Origin of the sequence: Mesorhizobium sp. C432A (assembly GCF_030323145.1) — a bacterium.
Lineage (GTDB): Bacteria > Pseudomonadota > Alphaproteobacteria > Rhizobiales > Rhizobiaceae > Mesorhizobium.
Genome location: NZ_CP100470.1, coordinates 3,290,898 through 3,315,205, shown reverse-complemented (window position 1 = coordinate 3,315,205; position 24,308 = coordinate 3,290,898). Strand labels below are relative to the sequence as shown.

The window sequence follows — 24,308 nt, the reverse complement described above, 5'->3', positions numbered from 1 at the left end:
TTAGCCCGCCCCTCACCTGTACCGCGCCTGGTTCCACTTGTGCCCCAGCAGCGACAGGATGATGATCAGCCCGTTGAAGAACTGGACGTAGAAGCCGCTCAGGCCCGCCGCCACGACGCCGGTCTGGATGAACGACACGGTGACCGCGCCGATCGCTCCACCGGCAACCGTACCGATGCCGCCCCAGGTCGGCGTGCCGCCGACGAACACCGAAGCCAGCACCGGCAAGAGATAGCCGTCGCCCGCGGTCGGCCACCAGGTGAAGTTGATCATCACCGAAAACGTGCCGGCGATCGCGGCCCCGATGCCGGTGAAGATGAACACTTTCACCCGCACACGCTTGACGTCGATGCCCATTTGCTGGGCGCTGTCGGGGTTGTCGCCGACGACCCTCACCTGCGCGCCGAAGCGGTGCCGGTTGTAGAGCATTGCCGAAAAAATGACGAAGGCGAGTGCCCATAAGACCTGTACCGGAAAACCCCACACCTGACCGGAGAAGATGGTGTACGCCCAGCTGTCGCTGAGACCGGTCAATGCCGTCGATCTGCCCTCGTTGATGATCTGGATCAGTCCCCGCAGCAGGAAATTCATGCCGAGGGTGGCGATCAGCGACGACAGCCCGCCATAAACGACCAGGGATCCGACGAGAAAGCCGAGCAGCGTGCCGGTGAGAATCGCCGCTGCGATGCCGAGAAACGGATCGTAGCCGGCCTGCACCACCAGCGCGAACACCCAGGAGGCAAAGCCCATGGTTGCGGGAAACGACAGGTCGATCTCGCCACAGGTGACGACGAAGACCAGCGGCACCACCACGAACAGCGCAACGGGCAGCGTGGTCAGCACGGATCTGTAGAGATACCAGGTGGTGAACACGGTCGGGTTGGCGATCAGGAACGCCGCCATCATGATGATGAACACGGCGAGCGTGCCGAGCGCTGCGCGGTTGTCGATGACGAAACCGCGCAGCCAATGGTCGGACGGGTGCTTCCACTCAGGTCGGGCCGCCTTGCCGCCAAGAGGGCTCTGCAGATCGGGTTCCATGGTCTTGCTCATCGTGCTGCCCTCTCCGTGTCGCCGGCCTCGTGCAGCCCCGGCAATCCTCCGGGATGCGCAACGTCTTCCATGAAATTGATCAGCTCTTCGGCCGACTTGACCTCGGTGCGATCGGCGGTCAGCGCCACCTTGCCGCGGTCAATCACCACGAAGCGGTCGGCGATGTCGAAGACATGGTGGATGTTGTGGCCGATGAACAGGATCGAACGGCCGCTCGCCCGCACCTGGCGCACGAAATGGAAGACCTTGGCGGTCTCGGTCAGCGACAGCGCCGTCGTCGGCTCGTCAAGGATGATCAGCTCGGCCTGCTTGTAGATGGCGCGCGCGATCGCCACGCCCTGGCGCTCGCCGCCCGAGAGCTGGCCGACGATCGAGTGCGGCGTGAACACCTTCGAGGTGAAGCCGATCTCGCGCATCAGCCGGCTCGCCTCCTCTATCTCTTTATTGACCTTCAGAAAGCCCATGAAGCCGGTGAGTTCGCGGCCCATGAAGATGTTGCGCACAATGGTCTGCTGCACGGCCAGCGCCCGATCCTGGAAGACCGTCTCGATGCCGGCGTCGCGCGAGCGTGCCGCACTCCAGCCGGTCACCGGCTTGCCGCGCACCAGGATCTCGCCGCTGGTCGGCTTGACGACGCCGGACAGGATCTTGATCAGCGTCGATTTGCCGGCGCCATTGTCGCCGATCAGGCCAACCACCTCGCCGCGGTCGACCGAGAGATTGACCCCGCCCAGCGCATAGACCTGGCCATAGGATTTGCTGATGTCGCGCAGTTCGATGATGCGTTCGGCCATGGCGATCCTCGCTCCTGTGGTATCATCCCGGCCTGGTGCCGGCGGTCCTGCCGGCCGGGCTTGCGCCCAGCCGGCAGTTTGGGAGGTCAGCGCAGCGCCTGCTTGGCGAGCTCGGCGACGATCTCGTAATTCTGCGGCGTGACGAAGCCCGCCCCGGTGTCGACATTCATCGGCGCCAGGCCCAGCACCACCTGCTGGCAAAGGCTGAGGATCGGCAGATAGCCTTGCAGAAACGGCTGCTGATCAGCCGTCAGCTGCACCCAGCCGCCCTTGAACGCCTCGACGATCTGCGGGCTGGTATCGAAGCCGAAGTTGAAGATGTCGCCGGGCTTGCGTCCTGCCGCCTGCATGTAGGTGGCGACGTTGCCCAGCATCTGGCCGCCGGGATAGCCGACCGCCTTGACGTCGGGATTGTTGAGCAGGGCCGCGGTGATCACCGGTATCGCCAGATTGGGGTCGGACGCCCATTCGCCGCTCGGCGGCGACGACAGCTGGATGACCTCGACGCCGGCTTCCTTGAGTGCTGCCACCGTGCCGCGCTCGCGCGCGCCGCGGGCCTCGTTCTCGAACGGACCGATCATGATTGCCTTGTCGCCGGACTTGAGCTTCCCGAGCTTGAACGCCTCAGTGCCGAGCGCGCGGCCCTGCTGCTCCTGCTGGGCGCCGACATAGCCGCCGCCGAACGCGTCCACCACCTTCGGCACCGGCACGTTCTGGTACATCATCTTGATGCCGTCCTTATGCGCCTGTTCGGCCAGCGGCATGATCGCGGCGTCGCCCGGATGGCCCATCATGGCAATGCCGTTTGGCTTCACGGCGACGGCCTCACGCAATTGCTGCACCATCTTCTCGACGTCCCACTGCGAGAAGATGTAGTCGACCTTCGGCCCGAGATCGGACGCCGCCTGCTTGGCGCCATTGTAGACGATGGTGCCGAAAGCGTCGCCCTCGGCGCCGCCGACGAAAAAGCGGATGTGGACATCCTTGCACCACTGGGCGTCGAGCGCCTGCGCCGGCAGAGTGGAGATGGCAGCGCACAGCGCCGTGGCGGCGGCCACGACGGTCGAGCGCAGAAGTGTCGTTCTCATTGCGATGCTCATGCACGTTCCTCCCTTTTGTCCTCGGTGAGCCGAGGGGTTTCGTCGTTCGCCTGTCGGCAGTGCTTGTCGGCAGTGCTTGGCAATCTGTCAGGCCGGCTCCTCCCACCGGCCCTCGGTCACGCCGGGTTCGGCAGGTAGGTCGCTCCTCCCCGGCATTGCTTGAGGTATTCCAGCCCGCGCACCTGGCCTGTGATTTCGAGGTCGCCGCGATAGACCGGGTCGTGCCAGCCCTCGATGTCGATGGCGCCCTTGTAACCGGCCAGCCGCAATTCGCTGATCACCCGCGTCCAGTCGCTGTCGCCAAACCCGGGCGTGCGCATCTGCACGAAGGGCAGCTTGCCGAACACGCCGTGCTCGCGGATCACATCCCAGCGCACCGTCGCGTCCTTGCCGTGGACATGGAAAATGCGCGGCGCCCATTTGCGGATCTGCGGCATCGGGTCGATGAGGTAGACAAGCTGGTGGCAGGGCTCCCATTCGAGGCCGAGATTGTCGTCGGGCAATTCGTTGAACATCAACTCCCAGGCATCGGGATTGTGGGCGATGTTCCAGTCGCCGGCCGCCCAGTTGCCATCCATGGCGCAATTTTCGAAGGCAATGCGCACGCCCTTGTCGGCGGCGCGCTTGGCCAGTGGTCCCCAGACCTCACGGAAGCGCGGCAGGCTGTCGGTCAGCTTCTTGCCGCGAAGGCGGCCGGTGAAGCCGCTGACCGTCGAGGCGCCGAACAGATGCGCGTTGTCGATGACGGTTTCCCAGGCCGCGAGCACGCCGCGATCGACCTCGCCATCCTCCAGCGGATTGCCGAACACGCCGATCGACGACACGGCGACATCGGCATCGCCGATCGCCTCGCCAATCTCACCGGCGAGCCGCGCCAAATCCTTGCCGCCCAGCGTCTGCCAGAAGAAGGGCTGGATGCTCTCGAAGCCGAGCGGCAGAATCTCTTTGATGTAGGCGGCCGGGTCTTCGAGATTGGCCCGCACCATGGTGCCGATGCGGATGTCGAGAAGCGGGTTTGGCATCATGATGCTTCCTGTGTGATTGCGACGCGCCGTCCGGTCTCGGCGCTTTCGATGGCGCCGAAAACCATGGCCAGGCTTTTGATGTTGTCGCTGCCACGGGTTTCCGGCTCGCTGCCGGTCTCGATGGCGTGGATGAAATCCTTGATGATGCCGAGATGACCGCCGACGCGGTCGGCGGAATCGAGCGGCGGTACTGTGATGGGCTGGGTCAGGTCGAACAGGCCGTCGCGGACCGACAACACAACCTCGGCCTTCAGCCCGTCCTCGCCGTCCCAGACCAGGCTGCCGTGCTCGGCGACGATGCGCCATGTGCTCTCCCAACTGGTGCGGAAGCCCGCCGCGCACCAGGAGCCTGCATAGGTGAAGCGCTTGCCGCCGCCGAGATCGAAGATAGCGCTGGCCGACGAGCCCTGCCGGTACCAGGAATTGGCCGGCTCCCATTCCTGGCAATAGACGCCGGCGGGATCGCCTGCGACCATGTAGCGGGCGGCGTCGAATGTGTGGATCGCCATGTCGAGCAAAAGCACATGCGCCATCTCCTCGCGAAAGCCGCCGAAATGCGGCGCGACGAAGAAGTCGGCATGGATGCTGGTCGGCTTGCCGATGGCGCCGGAGTCGAGAAAGCGCCTGATGCGCCGGACATTGGCGACGTAGCGGCGGTTCTGCACCACGGCATGAACGCGCCCTGCCTGGCGCGCCGCGTCGACAATGGCGCGGGCATTTTCCGGAGTGTCGGCGAGCGGCTTTTCGGTGAGCAGATGGCAATTGTGGGTAAAGGCGGAAAAGGCGACGTCTCGGCGGGCGGCGGGAACCACGACGTCGAACACCGCTTTCGGTTTGGTCTGGTCGAGGACCTGATCGAGGCTGGTGCCGATGGCGGCGCTATCGAGCCCGTATTCGCGTGCCCTCGCCCGCGCCCGTTCGGCGTCGAGATCGACAAGTCCGACAATGGCCAACCCGTCGATCTGCCTCGCGGCATCGAGCCAGGCCTTGCTCATCGCACCACAGCCGACGAGGACGGCATTCATCATCCGGCATTCCTCCCGTCCGGTCCCTCCAGACCGAATGTCACGGCATTTCCGGCATCACCGTAAACGTTTCTCCGTAAACGTTTACGAGAACACACCCGATGGCCTAGAATGTCAATCGGCTGCCCGCGAAAATCATCCCGAAGCCTTGGCCTGAGCGGCAGCCGGTGCTAGCCAAGGGTCGGGGGAGAGAAGTCCTTGGCGTCCAGCATCCATGACCTCGCGCGTCACCTGAACATTTCGATCGGCACCGTGTCGCGGGCGCTGAACGGCCGCGCCGACGTCAATGCCGACACCCGCCAGCGCGTGCTCGCCGCCGCCAAGCAATTGAACTATTCGCCCAACCAGTCCGGCCGCAGCCTGCGGCAAGGCACCACCCATTCGATCGCCTTCATGCTGCAGCCGCATCCGGGCGACCAGCAATATGGCGAACCGTTCTTCATCCCGTTCCTGATCGGTCTGCAAGGCCGGCTTGCCGAGGATGACCTGGATCTGATGGTCGTCATGGGCGAGCCCGGCCAATATCAGCAGGAGAGGCTGCGCCGCGTGGTTGAGACGCGCCGGGCCGACGCGGTCGTGTTGGCCAATACACGGCGGGAAGACGATCGGATCGACTATCTCAGCAAGGCCGGCTTTCCCTTCGCCACGCTTGGCCGAAGTCAATCCGGCGACGACACCTATCCTTCGCTCGATATAGATTTCGAGAGGGCGGGTGATGAAGCCGTCGACCGGCTGGTCGCGCGCGGCCACCGCCGCATTGCCGCCATCCGCCCTTCGCTTGATCTCAACTTCGGCTACCTGTTCCTCGACGGCTACCGCAAGGCGCTGAAGCGGCATGGTATCGAAGTCGACCCCGGCCTGATCGCCGACGGCTTCATCAACGAGGCCGGAGGCTACCAGGTGACGCCGCGCGTGATGCTCTCCAAGGACCGGCCCACAGCCATCATCTTCAACAATGACGCAATGGCGCTCGGCGGCTGCAAAGCACTGGCCGAGATGGGCATCAGGCCCGGCCACGACATCGCGGTGATCGTCATCGTCGACACGCCGCTCTGCCGCTATTTTTCACCTGCGCTGACCGCCTTCCGTCCGTCGCTGGAGCCGATGGGCCGGCGACTGGCCGAAATGCTGCTGGCCTCGCTTCCGGCCTTTGCCGGCCCGGAAGGTCCGCGCATCATCCGCGAAGTCTGGCCGCTGGAGCTGATCGCGCGCGACAGCGATTGATCATTGCGCTCTTCCCTCTCCTACAAGGGTGAAGGAAGAGGCCCTCTCTGTCACGCAAGTATCATGTTCGCGTCCTAGACCGCTTTGCGAGAGGGCGACATCGTCGATGCGATGCGGTGGCCCCTTTGCGCCGCTCAAGGCTTGTCACAAAGAGGATCTCCATGAAAATCTCGCACCGAACCGTGTCGCTCGGCGCCGCGCTGGCGCTGTTTAACGCCCTGACCCCTGCCCTTGCCGACAGCACAGCCACCGTTGGTGGCTTCGTCAACAAGGGCCTGGTCGGCGTCGGCCGCATCCCGGCCGATCAGAAGGACAAGTTCGGCGAGACCTTCGGCTCCGGCTCCGGCATGTCCATCGACGCCGCAAGCTGGACCCGTGGCGCGGACGGCTACAAGGGCTCGCTCTGGTTGCTGCCGGACCGTGGCTACAATGTCGTCGGCACCACCGATTACCGGCCGCGCCTCAACACTATTCGCATCGAGTTCACGCCGGTAGCACTAGGCGCCACGCCCACCTCCGGCCAGGAACAGACAGGCGTCAAGGCGACGCTTGCCGATTCCCTGCTCCTCACCGACGACAAGGGCGCTGACGCCACCGGCCTCGATCCGCTCAACGGCGTGCGCGCGGCCAATGGCGACCTGCCGATCCTGCCCGAGGCCAATGGCAAGCTGGCGCTCGACAATGAGGCGATCGCGCGGCTGCCCGACGGCACCATGTTCATCTCTGACGAATACGGCCCCAACATCTACCGCTTCTCGGCCGACGGCCATCTTTTGTCGGCAACGCAGCCGCCCGCCGCTTTGGTGCCGATGCGCAAGGGCGCGCCGAACTTCGCCTCCGACAATCCGGGCCCCGGTGCAGCCGAACCCGATCCGAAGGATCCCGAAACCGGCCGCCAGAACAATCAAGGCCTCGAAGGCATGGCGCTGACGCCGGACGGCAAGTCGCTGATCACTGTGCTGCAGTCGGCGCCCCGCCAGGATGGCGGCGATTCGCCCGCGACGCGCCAGAACACCCGCGCGCTGGTCTACGACGCCTCCGACCCGGCCCATCTCAAGCTGGTGCATGAATATGCCGTGCCGCTGCCGGTGTTCAAGGACGCCAAGGACAAGACCAAGGTCGCCGCGCAGAGCGAAATCGTGGCGCTGTCCGACAAGACCTTCCTGATGCTGGCGCGCGACAGCGGAAACGGCCAGGGGGTGAAGGGCGATACTTCGCTGCTGCGCCAGATTTTCGTCGTCGACGTCTCTGGCGCCACCGACATTGCCGGCGGCGCCTTCGATGCCGCCGACAAGCCGCTGGCGCCCAAGGGCGTGCTCGACCCCTCGGTGACGCCGGCCAAGCTGACGCCGTTCATCGACATCAACGACAACAAGGAACTCGGCCGTTTCGGCCTGCATGACGGCAAGCCCAACGACAAGAACAATCTGTCGGAGAAGTGGGAAGCAATGTCGGTGGTCAGCGTGCTCGATCCGGCGCTGCCCGACGACTATTTCCTGTTCGTCGGCAACGATAACGACTTTCTCACCGAGGACGGTTTTCAGGTCGGCGCGCCCTACAAGGCCGAAGACGGCGCCGATGTCGATACCATGTTCCTGGTCTATCAGGTCACGCTTCCGGGCCTCGCCAAGAAGTAGCCGTATACGGAGAGGCGGACGCGCCCGGCGCGTCCGCCTCTAACCGTTTGTCGGCGATCAGCGATGCCGTGAAGGCACCTATTTCAAAATCTCCGCATCCCTTGGCACGCCGGCATCGATCGGCTCGGCGGTCCGGCTCGACACAGCCATGATCTTGCCCGCGGCCGACAGGTTCGGGCGCACATAGACCTGGGCTACGCCGTTGACCCGGCTGTAGAGGTCGATGATGTCCTGGTTCATGAAGCGCACGCAGCCTGACGACGCGTTCTTGCCGATGGAATCCCATTCCGGCGTGCCGTGCAGCCGGTACATCGTGTCCTTGCCGTCGCGGAACAGATAGAGCGCGCGCGCACCGAGCGGGCTCTGCGGTCCGGGCGGCATGCCGTCCTTGTATTTCGCCAGTTCCGGCCGGCGCTGGATCATTTCGGGCGGCGGCGTCCACACCGGCCATTTCTTGCGCGCCTGGATCACGGCGCTGCCGGTCCAGCCAAACCCGGCCTTGCCGAGGCTGACGCCATAGCGCATTGCCTTGCCGCCGTCGCGCACCAGATAGAGAAAATGCTCGGATGTATCGACGACGATCGTGCCGGGTTTTTCGCCGGTCGGATCGTCCACGATCTGGCGCACGAATTTCGGATCGAGCTTGGCGACGGGGATTGCCGGCAATGAAAAGCCCTCATCGACGCGCGCCGAATACATGGTGGCGGCATCGCCGAAAGCGGGCTCGGGTGCGGGTGCCGGCGCCGGCGTCGGCGGTACTGCCACATCAGTGGTTGTGCAGGCCGAAAGTGCCATGGCAGCGGCACCCAAAGCGGATGCTCCCAGAAACGCGCGCCTATTCAGGCGCTCGGAAAATAATGGATTGTCGGACATGATCCCCCCGGTTTGCGGCCCCTCGCGGCGATGACCCATAGCCCATTACGCAAGCTTTGAGAACCTGATCGCCTCAGCCGCGTTAAGCGTGATGTTCCGATGCCGCATCGACCTTGTCCGTTAAATCGGCGATCATTGCCGGGCGGACTTTGAGATGAACCTTCGCCGAACAGCCCATGGACGAAAAAATACCACCGCGCCGGCGCACCGGCGATCTCACCAGCGGCCCAATCCCTCGCACGCTGCTGTTGTTCGCGCTTCCGGTGCTCGGTTCCAATGTGCTGCAGTCGCTCAACGGTTCGATCAACGCCGTCTGGGTCGGCCGCTTCCTCGGTGAATCGGCGCTGACGGCGACCTCAAACGCCAATCTGGTGCTGTTCCTGATTCTCGGCACCGTGTTCGGGATCGGCATGGCCGCGACCATCCTGGTGGCGCAATCGGTCGGCGCCCGCGACCTGCCCGAGGCGCGGCGCATCGTCGGCACCAGCGCCAGCTTCTTCTTCCTCGTCTCGGCTATCTTCGCCGTCTGCGGCTGGATCTGGGTCGACGCCATCCTCAACACACTGGGCACCCCGCCCGATGCGCTGCCGCTGGCGCGCTCCTATCTGCGTATCATCTTCGTCGCCGTGCCGATGATGAATCTTCTGTCCTTCGTGATGACGGTGCTGCGCGGTGCGGGTGATTCGCGCACGCCATTCTTCTTCATGGCGCTCGCCGTCGTGCTCGACATCATCCTCAATCCGCTGCTCATTCGCGGCATCGGCCCCTTCCCCGAGCTCGGCATCGCCGGCTCCGCCACCTCGACGCTGATCGGCCAGACAGTGAGCGTGATCGCCATCCTCGTCGTGCTTTATGCCAGAAAGCATCCGCTGCGGCTCGCCGGCGCCAACCTCGCTCTGCTGCGGCCGGATCCGGCGCTGCTCAGGATCGTCGTCTTCAAGGGCGTGCCGATGGGCCTGCAGATGATCGTCATTTCGGCGGCGGCGCTGACCGTCATGGGCATCGTCAACTCCTACGGCTCGCAGGTCGCCGCCGCCTACGGCATCGCGGCGCAGCTGTGGACCTATATCCAGATGCCTGCACTGGCGATCGGAGCCGCAGTCTCGTCGATGGCGGCCCAGAATGTCGGCGCCGGGCGCTGGGACCGCATCGGTCGCATCGCGGCGTCCGGCGTCGGCTTCAACCTGGTGCTCACCGGCGCCCTGGTGGCGCTGCTGTTCTTCTTCGACAGGCCGGTGCTCGGCCTGTTCCTCAGCGGCGACAGCACCGCAATCGACATTGCAGCCCACATCAACAAGGTGGCGTCCTGGTCGTTCATCCTGTTCGGCGTCACCATCGTGCTGTTCGCCACCGTGCGCGCCACCGGTGCCGTGATGCCGCCGCTGATCATTCTGGTGATTTCCGTGCTGGTCGTGCGTACCGGCTTTGCCTACTTCTTCAGGACCTACATCGGCGAGGAAGCGCTGTGGTGGAGTTTTCCGGCGGGATCGATCACCTCGCTGGTGCTGGCCGCCGCCTATTATCGCTTCGGCCGCTGGCGCACCATGCACATGATCGAGGACCGGCCGGCCGCCGGCGAGCCGCCCGACACCGGCCTCGGCATCCCGCGCGGACGGGCAAACATGGCGCCCGAGACGCCAAACGGGTGAGGCTCAGCGCGCGTATTTGACGCCGAACCCCAGCGCTACGACAGAGAACAGCGTGATCATGCCGGCGAAGGCCAGGCTTGCCGTCGTCGGAGTGGTCCAACTCGACAGCAGCCCAATGCCGATCACCGGCAGCGCATTGCCGCAGAAGCAGCAGATAAAGAACGCCGACACCAATTCGGCGCGACGCTCGGCAGGTGCGATCTGGTTCACCACCTGCAGGCCGCCGCGATAGCCGAGCGCCGCCGCCACGCCGCACACAGCGGTGGCGGCAACCATCAGGGACATCGACGCGAAAAACTGAGCAGCAACCATCAGCCCTACGGCCGGGATCATCAGCGCCAGCGCGGCCAGCATGCCGGCGCGGCTGGACAGTCGGGTCGTGGCCAGAATGGTCGCGGCCGCAACGATCGACAGTTCAAAGAACAGCGCGCCGGCCTCGGCATGGTTGGCCACATGCAGTTGCTGCGCCAGGATGCTCGGCGCCAGGGCTGCATAGAAGCCGACCAGCGCCATGGCGCCGAAACCGGTGACCGCCGGCGCCACGAAGGCAGCGCGGATATCGCTCGGCACCGATAGCCGTGGCCGCAACGAAACGTCGGTCAGCCTGCCCGGCCGGGACACGGTTTCGCGGGTACGCCAGATCAGCAGCGTCACCACCACCAGCAAGGCAAGATAGACCGCAAACGTTAGTCTCAACGGCCAGGGCGCATATTCGGCGAGCAGGCCCGATGCCAGCGCGCCGAGGCCAAGGCCAACGAAGTTGGTGCTGGTGGCGATGATTGCCGCGCGCGATTTGTCCTTACCTTCGATCAATTCGGCAAGCCAGGCCGTGCCGGTTCCCGCGCCGACGCCGATGCCAAGGCCGCTCAATATGCGGGCGACATCGAGCCATGCTACATTCTCGGCCAGCAGGAACACCACCGCGCTGACCACCGCTATGGCCATCGACGCCAGCGCCGCAGGACGGCGGCCAATGCCGTCGGACAAGCGCCCGAACATCAGCAATGCGCCGAGATTGCCGACGACATAGACGGCGTAGACCAGCGTCAGCGTGATCTGCGAGAAACCGAAGGCCTGCTTGTAGATGACGTAAAGCGGCGTCAGCACCGTGCTGCCGGCGAACAGCGCGGCGATCATGGCGGCAACCGCGGCCATCGCGGGCCGGCCATCGAGTCCGTTGTCGCGCGTCGTGGTCTCGGCATAGCTGGTCATGGCAACCTCCGGCCAATCGCCCAACGCCCAATTGCGCCCCAACGTCCATGTAAGGATGGCCGTTCCACGCGCCGAACTTCATCCTGACAACCTTGTCAGGATGGTCTTGCCCGAAGTCCTCGCTTAACGTCTTTCCATCGAGAGGGAGAAACCATGGGAAAAGGTAGAGTCGAGGCATTCACCGATGGGGTGGTCGCCATCATCATCACCATCATGGTGCTGGAGCTGAAAGTGCCGCATGGCGAGGATTTTTCAGCGCTTCTGCCGCTGTGGCCGATCTTTTTCAGCTATGTCTTGTCGTTCATCAATGTCGGCATCTACTGGAACAATCTGCACAACATGTTCCACACCGTCCAAAGGGTCGACGGCCGCGTGCTGTGGGCCAACCTCAACCTTCTGTTCTGGTTGTCGCTGATGCCGGCAACGACGGCCTTCATGGGCGAGAACCATTTCGCGCCGGTCCCCGTCGCCGTCTATGGCATCGACCTGGTGCTGTGCGCGGTCGCCTACACCTTTCTCGCCACCAAGGCGCTGGGCAATGACCGCAAGGGCAAGATCTCGGTGGCCCTCTACGCCGCAGCCGTCCCGCTTGCCTTCGTCAACCAATGGATCGGCGTTGCGATGTTTGTGCTGGTGGCCGCCGTCTGGTTCGTGCCGGACACGCGTTTTTCGCGGGTGCTGGAAAAGTAGCGTAGGACGTCTCTACTTGCGCATCGCCTTCAGCTTTTCGGCAACCGACGCCGCAAGGTCGGCATAGCGCTCCTCCAGCCGCTCGGCCGCCTTGACGATCGAAAAATCATGGCCGAATTTTTCCAGCGCCATGCGCAATTTCTCGACGAACTCGGCCTGTTTTTCGAGTGCCGAAAACAAGGTCTTCACCTGCGCTTCGCTTATGTCCGGATTGGCAAGCATCTGCGGCACCTCGCGGCCCATCTGGTCGCCGGTGGCGGTCTGCTCCTTCAGGATCGCAACCCAGTCGGTCAATCGGCAGTCTCCCTGTTCGGCAGCAGCATGCACAGCCGCCGTTGATGCGGTCAACCCGAACACGCGGGACGGCCTTGCACGATGCGCGTCCCGCGCTAAGTTCGGCGCCACCCGAACCCTAGGAAAAAGATCATGACCTCCGACGCCGAAATCCAGTCCGCTTTGCCCGCCCTCAGCCGAGGCAACGTCGCCGTCATCACCGGGGGCGCCAGCGGCATCGGGCTTGCCGCTGCCAAAAGGCTGGCGGCTATGGGCATGAGACTGGTGCTGGCCGACATTGGCGGCGCGCGCCTCGATGCGGCCCGCCAGGCAGTCGCCGCGATCGCCGGCGAGAATGCCGTGCTTGCCGTCGCCACCGACGTGTCGAAGGCCGACGAACTCGGCCGACTGGCAGAAAAGACGCATGCCGCTTTCGGCGCCGTATCGCTGCTCATGAACAATGCCGGCGTCGGCAACAATCCGGGAAAACCGTGGGAGAACGGCGACGCCTGGAAGCGGCTGATCGACATCAATTTCTGGGGCGTCGTACATGGCGTCGAGGCCTTTGCGCCGGCCATGCTGGCCTCCGGAGAGCCGGGCCTGATCATCAACACCGGCTCCAAGCAAGGCATCACCACGCCACCCGGCAATCTCGCCTACAACGTCTCCAAATCGGCATTGAAGACGTTCACCGAAGGCCTGGCGCACGCATTGCGCAACGAGCCGGGCGCGAAGGTCGCGGCGCATCTTCTCATTCCCGGCTTCACCTTCACCGGCCTCACCGAAGGAGCGGTCGAAAAACCGGCTGGCGCCTGGACCGGCGAGCAGGTGGTCGACTTCATGCTGGCTTCGCTGGCGCGTGGGGATTTCTACATCCTGTGCCCCGACAATGAGGTGATGCGGCCGACCGATGAAAAGCGCATGGCCTGGGCGATCGGCGACATCATCGAGAACCGGCCTGCTCTCTCGCGCTGGCACCCCGACCATAAGGACGCTTTCGCGGCCTTTATGGGAAACTGATCGTCGAACTCAGCCAAAGCCGAGACTCAGGCGGGCGCGCGTTTTTTCGCGGTGCGCTTTTGCGCGACGGCCTTCTTGCCCGCCAGTTCGGCGAGCTCGTGGTCATGGCGTTTTGCCGCCCGCTCGCATTTGTCTCTGATCTCCTCGACCTCGGATTCGGTCAGGTGCTCGATGCCGATGAAATGATTGTGGCCCTCGCTGACGCGGATCAGTTCGTCGAGCTTGGCCTGAACCGCGGCGCCGTCGCGGTTCTGGGTGTTCTGAATCAGGAACACCATCAGAAAGGTGATGATCGTCGTTCCCGTGTTGATGACGAGCTGCCACGTATCGGAGAAGCCGAAGAATGGCCCGCTTACCGCCCAGACGATAACGATGGCGCAACAGGCGATGAAAGTCGGCGGCAGGCCCGCCAAGTGCGAAACGGTGTTGGCGATTCTGGTAAACAGCTTTTCGATCATTCACATCCTCGACGGCTCAAGCGCGATAAACTGACCGAGGCCCATTCATCGCTCCAACAATAAACAACCGGCAGCCGCTTCCGGTTCCCAGTCGCAAATGGCATCGCTGATGCAATTGTATGCACGCCAAAGGCGCAGCGCCGTGAAAAGCCGCCTTATCGGTTTGTTGCCAAAGTCGCCATGCAGGCCAAAACCTGTTCGTTCCGCTTCACGGCGGATTTGTCTCCAAGCCCCTTCCGCTGCGCCACCCCCGCATGGCGGAAGGGGTTCGTTGCGTTGCCGCAGACCGGCGGAACTCTTCCCGACACGTGCCGTTCAGAATTTTGGCGCCAGGATTTCGGCCAGCCAGTCGATGAAACCGCGCACGCGCGGCGAGCTCTCAGGAATGCTCTTGCTCCCAGCGATCGAGGAAATCCTCAATCGGCAAAGCCTGCATGTCGGGAACCGCTTTGGCGAGTTTCTCCGGCGGCCAGTCCCACCAGGCGAGGCTTTCGATCCGCGCCGCGATCTCGGAGGGAAAGCGCATGCGCAACGGCTTCGCCGGTACGCCGGCGACGATTGTGTAGGCCGGCACATTCCGCGTCACCACCGAATTGGCGCCGACGATGGCGCCATTGCCGATGCTGATGCCGGGCATGATGACGGCGCCATGGCCGATCCAGACATCGTTGCCGATGCTGACCGCCTTGGCCTGCCGCCGCGCGCGGAACGCCGCGTCGACGCCCAGCCAGCGGAAATACTCGTTCGGCCGGTAGCTGAGCTTGTGCTGCGTGATCCGCTCGATCGGATGCTCCAGCGCATTGATGCGGCTGTTGGCGGCGATCGAGCAGAATTTTCCGATCGTCGTGTAGATCGCCTCGGCGTGGCGCTCGAAATAGGAGAAATCGCCGACACTGACCTCGCGCAGCACCACCCGTTCGCCGATCGAGGCATAGCGGCCAAGCTTGCACGCTTTGAGCTCCGCGGTCGGATGGATGCGCGGCTCGGGATCTTTCAGGACGAGGTTTTCGGTACGGTCCATCTGGCGGATTTACCCCCGCACAATTGCGGAAGCAATTGTCGCGTTGCGCCCGGAGAATCCGCTATTTCGGCTTGCCGCCGGTCCACACCACGTTCTGGCCGAACAGCGGCACGGTCGTCACCGACATTTTCGCCGAGCCGTCCTGCACCTGGCGCGAATGCGAGAGATAGATCAGCGTCTCGTTCTTCTTGTCGTAGATGCGGTTCACCACCTGCTTCTTCCAGATCAGGCTGATGCCTTGCTTGAACACCTCTTCGCCGCCCTCGCTCGTGTCGATGTCGCCGATGGTGATCGGCCCGGTCTGGCGGCAGGAGATCGAGGAATCAGACGGATCCTCGAACCAGTTGCCCTTGTGCAGCCGGTCGATGACGCTGCGGTCGAAATAGGAGACATGGCAGGTCACGCCGTCGATCTTGGGATCCTTGATCGCCTCGACGATGATGTCGTTGCCGACCCAATCGACGCCGACCTTGCCGACTTCCTCTGCCGCTGCGGCACCGGCGCCAAGGGCAATGCATGCGGCCAGCGCGCCGCCGATCAGTTTCTGCCCAATCCGTCTCTGCCCAGTCCGTCTTTGCAAGGGAGCCTCCTCAGGTTCAGTTTGCCGGTCTCAGGTGGGATAAGGGCCAGCTGTTTGCAAGGTAGCGCCCAGCCCGGTTGCGGCAACGCGGCATCTTTGCCTTGCCCCCTGCGACCGGCTAAGACTGCCGGCAGAGAGGCGCCGATCCGGCGCTCGATGATTTCTGCTACGGACAATTCCTGATGATGCGTTCAATTCTGGTCGGCATTCTCGTTCTGATGGCGGCGGGCATCGGCTGGCTCACCTTTGACTTCTATCGCGGCCACTATGGTGGCGAACCGTATGGCGCGCCATTCACGCTGGTCGACCAGAAAGGCGCGCCAATCACCGAAGCCGCCTTTCGGGGAAAACCCAGCATCGTCTTCTTCGGCTTCACCCATTGCCCGGAAGTCTGCCCGACCACTTTGTTCGAAATGGCCGGCTGGCTGAAGACGCTGGGCGACGACGGCAAGAACCTCAACGCCTACTTCGTTACAGTCGATCCAGAGCGCGACACGCCGCCGGTGATGAACACTTACGTCAGCAATTTCTCCGACCGCATCGTCGGCATATCGGGCGATCCCGACAAGGTGCACGCCATGGCGAAGTCCTTCAACATCTACTGGAAGAAGGTCGACACCGGCGACGGCGATTACACGATGGACCACACCGCCTCCGCGCTGCTGCTCAACGCCAAGGGCGAGTTTTCGGGCACCATAGCCTATGGCGAAAGCGCCGATACCGCTATCGCCAAGCTGAAGCGGCTGGCGGCAGGCTAGGCATGATCCCGAAACGTGGATTCCGGTTTTCTCGGACAGAAAAGTGTTGTCCAGAGATCATGCTCAAGCAAGAGACCAACTGATGGGTCAGACCAGGCTCCACTTCATCGCTGGGAAGATCGAGGCCGACCGCATCTTTGCCGCGCTCGAGCCGGCTTTCGAGGATGAAGGCCTGCCGATCGCCGTGCTCGAAGTCGATGAAGACCGCGACATCTATGAGGTTTCGCTCTACACCGACGGCAATGTCGACGCGGTTGAGGCGCGGCTAAGGGACAGCCTTGCCGGACTGTCCCTGTCGAAGCCGATCGAGCGCGAGGTTTTGCCCGACATCGACTGGGTGGCGCGCTCGCTGGAGGGACTGAAGCCGGTGCGCGCTGGACGTTTCTTCGTCCATGGCGCGCATGACCGCAGGAAGCGCCACAGCGGCGAACTGGCCATCGAGATCGAGGCCGGCCTTGCCTTCGGCACCGGCCATCACGGCACCACGGCCGGCTGCCTCGAAATGCTGGAGCGGGTCGTGCGCCGCGAACGTCCCAGGAATGCCCTCGACCTCGGCACCGGCAGCGCGGTGCTGGCGATCGCCGTCGCCAAACTGGCGCATATTCCGGTGCTGGCGACCGACATCGATCCGATCGCCGTCAGGGTCGCCGCCGCCAATGCCCGCCTCAACCACGTCAAGGCGCTGGTCGAAACGGTGACGGCGCCCGGTTTCCACCACCCGATCTTCGGCAAGCGCGCGCCTTTCGACCTCATCGTCGCCAACATATTGGCGCGGCCGCTGATGCGGCTGGCGCCTGAGATGGCCAGGCACATCAGCCTCGGCGGCTCGATCGTGTTGTCCGGCATCCTCGAGCGCCAATGCAATGCGGTGATCTCGGCCTATGTCGGCCAGAATTTCCGGCATGTCAGGACCTTGCATCGCGAAGGCTGGGTGACGATCCACCTGAAGCACTGAGACGCAACGCGCTTTGGACCATCCGAGCCTGTTGCGGTTGGCGAAAATCGATTCCGGTTTTCCGGGTCATGCGCTACGGTCGCGCCCGATACAGGAGGCATACCATGTTCCAGACCTTCGATTCCGCAGGCGACCCCAGCGTCGGCAAGCCGCGCGTGACGTTGCTGCGGCGATGGCTGGCGGATAATGGCCTCGACGGTTTCCTGGTGCCGCGCGCCGACGAGCACCAGGGCGAGTATGTCGCCGATCGCTCGGCGCGGCTGAAATGGTTGACCGGATTCAGCGGCTCGGCCGGCGTAGCACTTGTGCAGCGTGACCGCGCCTTCATGTTCGTCGATGGCCGCTATACCTTGCAAGTGCGCCACGAGGTCGATCTCGACATTTTTGCGATCGAGAGTCTCGTCGACAACCCGCCGGCCTCCTGGATCAAGGACAATCTCGGCAAGGGCGCCAGGCTTGGCTTCGACCCGTGGCTGCACACGATCGCTGAGGTCAAGGCGCTGAAAACCTCGGCCGAGCAATCCGGCGCGACGCTGGTGCCGCTCGACAGGAACCCGATCGACATCATCTGGAAGGATCAGCCGGCGCCGCCCGTGGCGCCGGTCGAAATCCACCCGATCGGCTTTGCCGGGGAACTCGCCAAGGACAAGCTGGCGCGGCTGGCGGCGGCAATCGGCAAGGAGGGCGCGACGCACGCCGTGCTCACCGACCCCTCCTCGATCGCCTGGGCCTTCAACATCCGTGGCGGCGACGTGCCGCACACGCCGCTGGCGCTCGGCTTCGCGATCCTTGCCGCCGACGGCAAGCACCAGCTGTTCATGGACCAGCGCAAGTTTTCGCGCACGGTCGCCGCCTATCTCACCCAACTCGCCGATCTGCACGAGCCCGGCGAATTCGAGGCGGCGGTCGTTACCCTTGCCAAGGGCGGCGCCAAGATCGCGCTCGACCCGGTGCTGGCGGCGGAGAAGCTGAGAATGCTGGTCGAGGACAATGGCGGCGCATTTGTTTCAGCGGCCGATCCCGCCCGCATTCCGCGCGCCACCAAGAACCAGGCGGAAATCGCCGGCAGCCGCGCCGCGCACCGCCGAGACGGGGCGGCGGTGGCGAAACTGCTGTGCTGGCTGGAACGGCAGAAGCCGGGCACGCTCGACGAAATAACCGTTGTCACCAAGCTGGAGGAGGTGCGCCGGCAGACCGGCGAGGAAACGCAGATGCCGCTGCGCGATGTCTCCTTCGACACCATTTCCGGCAGCGGTCCGAACGGCGCCATCATGCACTACCGCGTGTCGCGCGCCACCAACCGCGAGCTGGCAAAGGGCGAGCTGTTCCTGCTCGATTCCGGCGCCCAGTATCAGGACGGCACCACCGATATCACCCGCACGGTGCCGATCGGCCAGCCGACCGAGGAGATGCGCGAGCGCTTTACGCTGGTGCTGAAGGGCATGATCGGCATTTCGACGCTGCGCTTTCCCGCCGGCACGCGCGGCTCGGAAATCGACGCGGTGGCGCGCATGGCGCTGTGGAAGCATGGCTGCGACTTTGCCCATGGCACCGGCCATGGTGTCGGCTCGTATCTGGCCGTGCATGAAGGGCCGCAGCGCATCGCCCGCACCGGCACCGAAAAGCTGCTGGCCGGCATGATGCTGTCCAACGAGCCCGGCTATTACAAGGAAGGCTCCTACGGCATCCGCATCGAGAACCTGATCCTGGTTACGCCTGCCGAACAGGTCGAAGGCGGCGACATTGCCATGCACGGTTTCGAGACGCTGACACTGGCGCCGATCGATGTCAGGCTGATCCGCACCGACCTGCTGACGCGCGACGAGTTGCACTGGCTGGATACTTACCATGCCGGGGTGCTGGCCGAGATCGGCCCGATGCTCGACGACGAGACGCTGGCCTGGCTGGAGAAGGCAACAGCGCCGCTACCGCACGACGCCAAGATTTGAAATGAGCTTCTTTCTCCCCGTCACTATACGGGGAGGTGAGGAGCGGTCCGCGAAGCGGACGAAAAGCCAATTGCTTGGCTTTTCGAGTGACGAACGCCCGGCAGGGCAATGAGGGGCGGCGCCGACAGTTCGAAACTGTTCTGCCGGCAGGCGCCCTATGCCACAAACTGCCGCGCTAGGATCAGCACCACCGCCCCTGCCAGAAACATCGCCATCAGTCCGCCACGTAGCGAGACCACAGCGGCGACGACCAGCGCCGCCCATTCCGCCGGTCCGGCGCTGAGTGCGGCGGGCGCCACCAGCGTCGTCAACACCGCCGCCGGCACGGCGTTCAAGCCAGCCTCGACGCGTGGATGGATGTGGTCGAAGCGCGAGATCACCAGATGGCCGCCGACGCGGGTGAGATAGGTGGCGATCGCGCCGGCAATGATGATCCACAAAGTCGCGCTCATCGTTTTGCCTCCACACCGCTATGGTGCGGCGGCAGGATGACGGCCAGAAGCACGCCTGCAACGGCGCCGATGGAGACGTGCCATGGCGATCCCACAGTTTTGTAGGCGATGATCGACGCCGCGGCGCTGGCGATCACCACCGGCAGCCACAGTGGCCGGTTGCGAAAGCCCATGACCAGCCCGAGGAAATAGATCGGCAGCAGGAAATCGATGCCCAGCGCATGCGTGTCGGGGATCAGCTTGCCGAACACCGCGCCCAACGCGCTTTCAATCCCCCAGAACACATAGACCGGCAGGCCAAGGCCCATATACCAGGCAAAACCGACGGTCTCGCCGGCTTCGGCCCTGCGCTCGGCCACCGCGAATTGCGGATCGGTGAGCACGAAATAGCCCAGCGCTTGGCTGATAATCGGCCAGTGCGCGATTCGCCGGCCGATGCTGGCGGAGTAAAGCACGTGACGGAAGTTTACCGCGAAGATCGACAGCACGATCAGCCATGGCGCGACATGCTGGCCGAACAATTCGATGCCGACCATCTGGCTCGCGCCGCCGAAGATCAGCGCGCTCATCAAGAAAGCTTCGAGAACGGAAAAGCCGTTGTCGACGGCGATGGCGCCGAACAGCAGCCCAAATGGCGCCGCGGCGACAACCACCGGCATCGACAGCCGCACGCCGTCCCAGAAGTCGCTGGCCACAGAATTTTCGCTTAAGGTCTCTGCCGACATGTCACATTCCCATCTCGCGCTGCTATGTAGGAGCCGGCGTTTGAAAAGTCAGACGAATTCGCTTGAGCCAACAAATCAGCGAAACTGATGTTGTAAAAAATGAGGGATTCGGATGATCGCTTATGATTTCACCGGCAGGCACGCGGTCGTCACCGGCGCCGGTGGCGGTATGGGCGAGGCGATCTCGCTGGCGCTGCTCGAGGCCGGCGCCTCGGTCACCGCCATCGACGTCAAGCCGCGTCCGGCGTCGCTTGCCGCCTATGACGACCGGCTCACCTTTGCCCAGGGCGACCTCACCGACGCCGCCTTTGTCGAGCAGACCATCAACGCCGCGGGCCGCAAGCGCGGCGGCATCGATTATCTCGCCAATGTCGCAGGCGTGCTCTGGTTCGGCCGCGACAAGTCGGCCCTCGAGATGGACCTTGATGTCTGGGACCAGGTCTTCAACATCAATCTGAAGTCCTTCGTGCACACGGCGCGTGCCGTCGTTCCGCACATGCGCGCTGGCGGGCGCGGCGGCGCCATGGTGCACTTCTCCACCATCCAGTGGTATCGCGGCGATCCGACCCCGCAGGATGCCTACCAGGCATCGAAGGCCGGCGTCTGTGCGCTGTCGAAGTCGCTCGCCATGCAGTTGGCGGGCGATGGCATCCGCTCCAATTCGATCTGCCCGGGCATGGCGTTGACGCCGCTGCAGGCGCGCTGGGACACCGAGGAGAAACGCGCGGCCGTTGCCAATTATGCGCCGCTCGGCCGCATCGGCACGCCGCAGGACATGGCCAATGCCGCGCTATTCCTGCTTTCCGATGCGGCAAGCTACATCACCGGCATCGAACTGGCAGTCGACGGTGGTCTTTTGATGCGGATGTAGCCGTGCAGTGCGCCGAGCTGATTTAGCTCCGCGGTGCCGTGCCCTGGATCGCCCTGCCCCAGTCAAGCAGCGGCTTGGCGCGCAAGGCGAAATCGACAAGCTCGTCGACCAGCGTCGGCGCGTGAATTCCAGCCGGATCGATCATGTGCTGGACATAGAAGTGCCGGTTGCGGATGGCGTCGACAAGATCGGGTTCGTTGACCTGCTCGAAGCCACGCGGCGTGCGCTTCATGCGGCCCTCGGTTTCAAGTTCGAAGCCGTTTTTCTTCAGCGTTGAGAGCAGTTTTCGGAACTCGGCCGGCCGGGCGATGATCGCCTTGCGCATCGCCAGCAGCAGGGACGGCTCCGGATTCCACCAGGCGACATCGGCAAAGCAACGGTCGATCCCGACATAGACGAAGAACACGCCCTGCTCCATCTTGGTGCCATCCGGCGACAGCATGGCCGACAAATGCTGGTTGTAGGGCCGCTTGTCCTTGGCGAAGCGCACGTCGCGGTTGATGCGAAACAGTGACTTCTTGCGGTCTCCGCGCAAGCCCAGACCCGCCGCCGCGAAGCGCTCCGTCAGCGTCTCGACCAGATCGCAGAACGGCTCATGCAACTCGCTGTCGTAAAGCGCGCGGTTTTCCTGGAACCATTCGCGGCTCTGGTGGAAGTCGAGCGCCTTGAGGAACGGGATGGCCTTTTGCCCGAACCCTTTGAACGAACCGGCCATCACGCCTTGCCGACCCGTTGCAGCCAGGTGTCCTCGTCGATGACTTCGACGCCGAGTTCACTGGCCTGCTTCAGTTTGGAGCCGGCACCCGGCCCGGCCACCAGCAGATCGGTCTTCGCCGACACCGAACCCGCCACCTTGGCGCCGAGCCGTTCGGCCATCGCCTTGGCTTCGGAGCGTGTCATCTTTTCCAGCGTGCCGGTGAAGACGATGGTCTTGCCGGCAACCTCGCTGTCGGTCGACACGGTGACGACATACGGCTTCGGCTTGACCTGTTCGAGCAGTCTGTCGAGCACGTCGTCATTGCGTTCATTGCCGAAGAAATCGCGCAACGCATCGATCACTGTATCGCCAATGCCGTTGATGGAGGGGAAGACGCTGTGCGGATCCTCAGCCGCCGCCGTTTCCTTGCCGACGCGGATCAGCTCCTCGATGGTCGAAAACGTCCGGGCAAGCACGGCCGCCGTCGTTTCGCCGATATGGCGGATGCCGAGTGCGAAGATGAAGCGGTCGAGCTCCGGCTCGCGGCGCGAATCGATGGCCGCGAACAGCTTGTCGAGGCCTTCATAATTGCGGTCCTCGACACCGCGCACATTCTTGCGCGCCTTGCCCGATGCCGCCTCGCGCAGCCTGGCCTGCTCCTCGCGCCGCTCGGCCAGCGCCCTGGTGACGGCCGGGCGGCGATCCCTGAGGGTGAAGATATCAGCGGCGGTCTTGACCAGTCCCGAATTGAAGAACAGGTCGATATTCTCGGCGCCCAGCCCCTCGATGTCGAGCGCGCCGCGCGACACGAAATGACGCAGCCGCTCCACAGCCTGGGCGGCGCAGATCAGCTCGCCGGTGCAGCGCCGGCGCGAATCCTCCTTGCCGGTCTTCTCGTTGATTTCGCGCGTCGCCGGCGAGCCGCAGACCGGACAAATGTGCGGGAATTCGTAAGGCACCGCATCAGCCGGCCGCTTGTCGACGACGACGCTGACGATCTGCGGAATGACATCGCCCGCCCGTTGTATGACAACCGTGTCACCGATGCGGACATCGATGCCGTCGCGAATCGGCAGGCCGTTGCTGTCGAAGCCCTTGATGTAGTCCTCATTGTGCAGCGTGACGTTTTCGACCACCACGCCGCCAACCGTGACCGGCGCCAGCCGCGCCACCGGCGCCAGCGTGCCGGTACGGCCGACCTGGATGTCGATCTTCTGCACCGTCGTCATCGCCTGTTCGGCCGGGAATTTATGCGCAACCGCCCAGCGCGGCTCGCCGGTGACAAAGCCCCAGCGACGCTGCAATTCCAGCTGGTCGACCTTGTAGACGACACCGTCGATGTCGTAGCCGAGCGACGAACGCAGCTCCTCGATCTTGTGGTAGTGCGCGATCAGCTCCTCGACCGACTTCGCCCGCACCATCAGCGGGCTGACCTTGAACCCCCATTCGGCGAATTTCTGCACCGAATCATATTGGGTCGGTGCAGGATCCGCTGTCGTGTAGCCCCAGGCATAAGCAAAAAATTTAAGATTGCGGCTGGCGGTGACGGACGCATCCTTCTGTCGCAAGGAGCCCGCTGCCGTATTGCGCGGATTGACATAGTCCTGGCCGCCCACCGCCGCCGAGCGGGCCTTCAGTGCCTCGAATTCCGCATAGGTCATGTAGACTTCGCCGCGGATCTCGATGGTCTCGGGCCAGCCCGATCCTTTGAGCTTGGCTGGGATGTCGGCGATGGTCCTGAGATTGGCGGTGATGTCTTCGCCGACAGCGCCGTCGCCGCGCGTAGCACCCTGCACGAACACACCGCGTTCATAGCGCAGCGACGCCGACAGGCCGTCGATCTTCGGCTCGGCCGTAAACGCGATGTCGAGGTCCTTGTCGCGGTCGAAGAAGCGCCGGCCACGCTCGATGAAATCGGTGACGTCCTCGTCTGTGTAGGCCTTGGCGAGGCTGAGCATCGGCACCGCATGGCGCACCTTGGCAAAGCCTTCCGCCGGCGCGGCGCCGACCCGCAGCGAGGGCGAATCCTCGCGCACCAGACCGGGAAAGCGCTCCTCGATGGCAAGATTGCGCCGCCGCAGCGCGTCATATTCTGCGTCCGTAATCGTCGGCGCGTCCTCGGCATGATAGCGCCGGTCATGACCGGCGATCTCCTCGGCCAGCCGCTGGAGCTCATCCGCGGCTTCGCTTTCGCTCAACGATTCGACTGGTTTTTCAGACATGCAGCGGTCCCTGGACAGTGGCGAGGCACCATAAATCAGGATTTC

The 24,308-nt window shown here is 63.9% G+C and carries 24 protein-coding genes; 9 read left to right on the top strand and 15 right to left on the bottom strand.

From position 1 onward, the window contains the following. Positions 1-12: 12 nt before the first annotated feature. The 5 genes from NLY33_RS15990 to NLY33_RS15970 form a co-directional block, all read right to left on the bottom strand. Positions 13-1,053, bottom strand: a complete 1,041-nt coding sequence (locus tag NLY33_RS15990; protein ID WP_023682111.1) for an ABC transporter permease — start codon at positions 1,051-1,053, stop codon at positions 13-15. Then, on the bottom strand, positions 1,050-1,847 hold the full coding sequence (locus NLY33_RS15985; protein ID WP_023705531.1) for an ATP-binding cassette domain-containing protein: 798 nt from the start codon (positions 1,845-1,847) through the stop codon (positions 1,050-1,052). Before NLY33_RS15985 ends, NLY33_RS15990 begins: the two co-directional genes overlap by 4 nt. An 86-nt stretch (positions 1,848-1,933) precedes the next feature. Then, the gene (locus NLY33_RS15980) at positions 1,934-2,947 is read right to left on the bottom strand and encodes a substrate-binding domain-containing protein (RefSeq protein WP_023699592.1); all 1,014 of its coding nucleotides are present in this window, start codon (positions 2,945-2,947) and stop codon (positions 1,934-1,936) included. Positions 2,948-3,063: 116 nt separating this feature from the next. Next, positions 3,064-3,972 carry a sugar phosphate isomerase/epimerase family protein gene (locus NLY33_RS15975; RefSeq protein WP_023750934.1) on the bottom strand — a complete coding sequence of 303 codons (909 nt, stop codon included), beginning with the start codon at positions 3,970-3,972 and terminating at the stop codon, positions 3,064-3,066. Then, a complete protein-coding gene (locus NLY33_RS15970; RefSeq protein WP_023705533.1) occupies positions 3,969-5,000 on the bottom strand; it encodes a Gfo/Idh/MocA family protein in 1,032 nt (343 codons plus the stop codon). Before NLY33_RS15970 ends, NLY33_RS15975 begins: the two co-directional genes overlap by 4 nt. 195 nt (positions 5,001-5,195) lie before the next feature. Between NLY33_RS15970 and NLY33_RS15965 the strand changes: the two genes are divergently transcribed. Then, positions 5,196-6,221, top strand: coding sequence for a LacI family DNA-binding transcriptional regulator (locus NLY33_RS15965; protein WP_023705534.1), 1,026 nt, complete (start codon positions 5,196-5,198; stop codon positions 6,219-6,221). 161 nt (positions 6,222-6,382) lie between these two features. Continuing rightward, positions 6,383-7,858, top strand: coding sequence for an esterase-like activity of phytase family protein (locus tag NLY33_RS15960; RefSeq protein WP_023705535.1), 1,476 nt, complete (start codon positions 6,383-6,385; stop codon positions 7,856-7,858). Between the two features lie 78 nt (positions 7,859-7,936). Here NLY33_RS15960 and NLY33_RS15955 read toward each other — a convergent pair whose 3' ends face one another. Then, the gene (locus tag NLY33_RS15955; protein WP_023705536.1) at positions 7,937-8,731 is read right to left on the bottom strand and encodes a L,D-transpeptidase; all 795 of its coding nucleotides are present in this window, start codon (positions 8,729-8,731) and stop codon (positions 7,937-7,939) included. Between the two features lie 176 nt (positions 8,732-8,907). Here NLY33_RS15955 and NLY33_RS15950 point away from each other — a divergent pair, with 176 nt between their 5' ends. Continuing rightward, a complete protein-coding gene (locus NLY33_RS15950) occupies positions 8,908-10,380 on the top strand; it encodes an MATE family efflux transporter (protein WP_023705537.1) in 1,473 nt (490 codons plus the stop codon). Between the two features lie 3 nt (positions 10,381-10,383). On the opposite strand, the gene NLY33_RS15945 is transcribed toward NLY33_RS15950, so the two are convergent. Continuing rightward, complete coding sequence (locus NLY33_RS15945) at positions 10,384-11,592, bottom strand: MFS transporter (protein ID WP_023705538.1); 1,209 nt, start codon at positions 11,590-11,592, stop codon at positions 10,384-10,386. Between the two features lie 153 nt (positions 11,593-11,745). Here NLY33_RS15945 and NLY33_RS15940 point away from each other — a divergent pair, with 153 nt between their 5' ends. Further along, positions 11,746-12,282: a TMEM175 family protein gene (locus tag NLY33_RS15940; protein WP_023705539.1), complete on the top strand. Its 537-nt coding sequence runs from the start codon at positions 11,746-11,748 to the stop codon at positions 12,280-12,282. A 12-nt stretch (positions 12,283-12,294) separates the two neighbouring features. On the opposite strand, the gene NLY33_RS15935 is transcribed toward NLY33_RS15940, so the two are convergent. Further along, positions 12,295-12,576 carry a hypothetical protein gene (locus NLY33_RS15935; protein ID WP_023705540.1) on the bottom strand — a complete coding sequence of 94 codons (282 nt, stop codon included), beginning with the start codon at positions 12,574-12,576 and terminating at the stop codon, positions 12,295-12,297. Positions 12,577-12,708: 132 nt separating this feature from the next. Between NLY33_RS15935 and NLY33_RS15930 the strand changes: the two genes are divergently transcribed. Continuing rightward, positions 12,709-13,575, top strand: a complete 867-nt coding sequence (locus tag NLY33_RS15930) for an SDR family NAD(P)-dependent oxidoreductase (protein WP_023682121.1) — start codon at positions 12,709-12,711, stop codon at positions 13,573-13,575. 26 nt (positions 13,576-13,601) lie between these two features. Here NLY33_RS15930 and NLY33_RS15925 read toward each other — a convergent pair whose 3' ends face one another. The 3 genes from NLY33_RS15925 to NLY33_RS15915 all read right to left on the bottom strand — a co-directional run bounded on the left by NLY33_RS15925 (position 13,602) and on the right by NLY33_RS15915 (position 15,634). Beyond that, on the bottom strand, positions 13,602-14,033 hold the full coding sequence (locus NLY33_RS15925; protein WP_023750938.1) for a low affinity iron permease family protein: 432 nt from the start codon (positions 14,031-14,033) through the stop codon (positions 13,602-13,604). Between the two features lie 379 nt (positions 14,034-14,412). Further along, complete coding sequence (locus NLY33_RS15920) at positions 14,413-15,054, bottom strand: DapH/DapD/GlmU-related protein (RefSeq protein ID WP_023705541.1); 642 nt, start codon at positions 15,052-15,054, stop codon at positions 14,413-14,415. Between the two features lie 61 nt (positions 15,055-15,115). Then, entirely contained in the window at positions 15,116-15,634 is a 519-nt protein-coding gene (locus NLY33_RS15915) for a CreA family protein (RefSeq protein ID WP_023750939.1), read from the bottom strand. Between the two features lie 182 nt (positions 15,635-15,816). Between NLY33_RS15915 and NLY33_RS15910 the strand changes: the two genes are divergently transcribed. The 3 genes from NLY33_RS15910 to NLY33_RS15900 all read left to right on the top strand — a co-directional run bounded on the left by NLY33_RS15910 (position 15,817) and on the right by NLY33_RS15900 (position 19,296). Further along, positions 15,817-16,392, top strand: coding sequence for an SCO family protein (locus NLY33_RS15910; protein WP_023697009.1), 576 nt, complete (start codon positions 15,817-15,819; stop codon positions 16,390-16,392). 82 nt (positions 16,393-16,474) lie between these two features. Then, positions 16,475-17,347, top strand: coding sequence for a 50S ribosomal protein L11 methyltransferase (locus tag NLY33_RS15905; protein WP_023682125.1), 873 nt, complete (start codon positions 16,475-16,477; stop codon positions 17,345-17,347). Positions 17,348-17,451: 104 nt separating this feature from the next. Continuing rightward, a complete protein-coding gene (locus NLY33_RS15900; RefSeq protein ID WP_023707726.1) occupies positions 17,452-19,296 on the top strand; it encodes an aminopeptidase P family protein in 1,845 nt (614 codons plus the stop codon). Between the two features lie 155 nt (positions 19,297-19,451). Here the strand turns inward: NLY33_RS15900 and NLY33_RS15895 are convergent, their stop codons facing one another. After that, entirely contained in the window at positions 19,452-19,748 is a 297-nt protein-coding gene (locus NLY33_RS15895; protein ID WP_023690882.1) for an AzlD family protein, read from the bottom strand. Beyond that, entirely contained in the window at positions 19,745-20,473 is a 729-nt protein-coding gene (locus tag NLY33_RS15890; protein WP_023705544.1) for an AzlC family ABC transporter permease, read from the bottom strand. The genes NLY33_RS15895 and NLY33_RS15890 overlap by 4 nt, the downstream gene beginning before the upstream one ends. A gap of 112 nt (positions 20,474-20,585) precedes the next feature. Here NLY33_RS15890 and NLY33_RS15885 point away from each other — a divergent pair, with 112 nt between their 5' ends. Further along, positions 20,586-21,344 carry an SDR family NAD(P)-dependent oxidoreductase gene (locus NLY33_RS15885; protein WP_023688040.1) on the top strand — a complete coding sequence of 253 codons (759 nt, stop codon included), beginning with the start codon at positions 20,586-20,588 and terminating at the stop codon, positions 21,342-21,344. Positions 21,345-21,366: 22 nt separating this feature from the next. On the opposite strand, the gene NLY33_RS15880 is transcribed toward NLY33_RS15885, so the two are convergent. Next, the gene (locus NLY33_RS15880) at positions 21,367-22,059 is read right to left on the bottom strand and encodes a DUF2461 domain-containing protein (protein ID WP_023705545.1); all 693 of its coding nucleotides are present in this window, start codon (positions 22,057-22,059) and stop codon (positions 21,367-21,369) included. Next, positions 22,059-24,263 carry an NAD-dependent DNA ligase LigA gene (ligA, locus tag NLY33_RS15875; RefSeq protein ID WP_023707725.1) on the bottom strand — a complete coding sequence of 735 codons (2,205 nt, stop codon included), beginning with the start codon at positions 24,261-24,263 and terminating at the stop codon, positions 22,059-22,061. The genes NLY33_RS15880 and ligA overlap by 1 nt, the downstream gene beginning before the upstream one ends. Between the last annotated feature and the right edge of the window lie 45 nt (positions 24,264-24,308).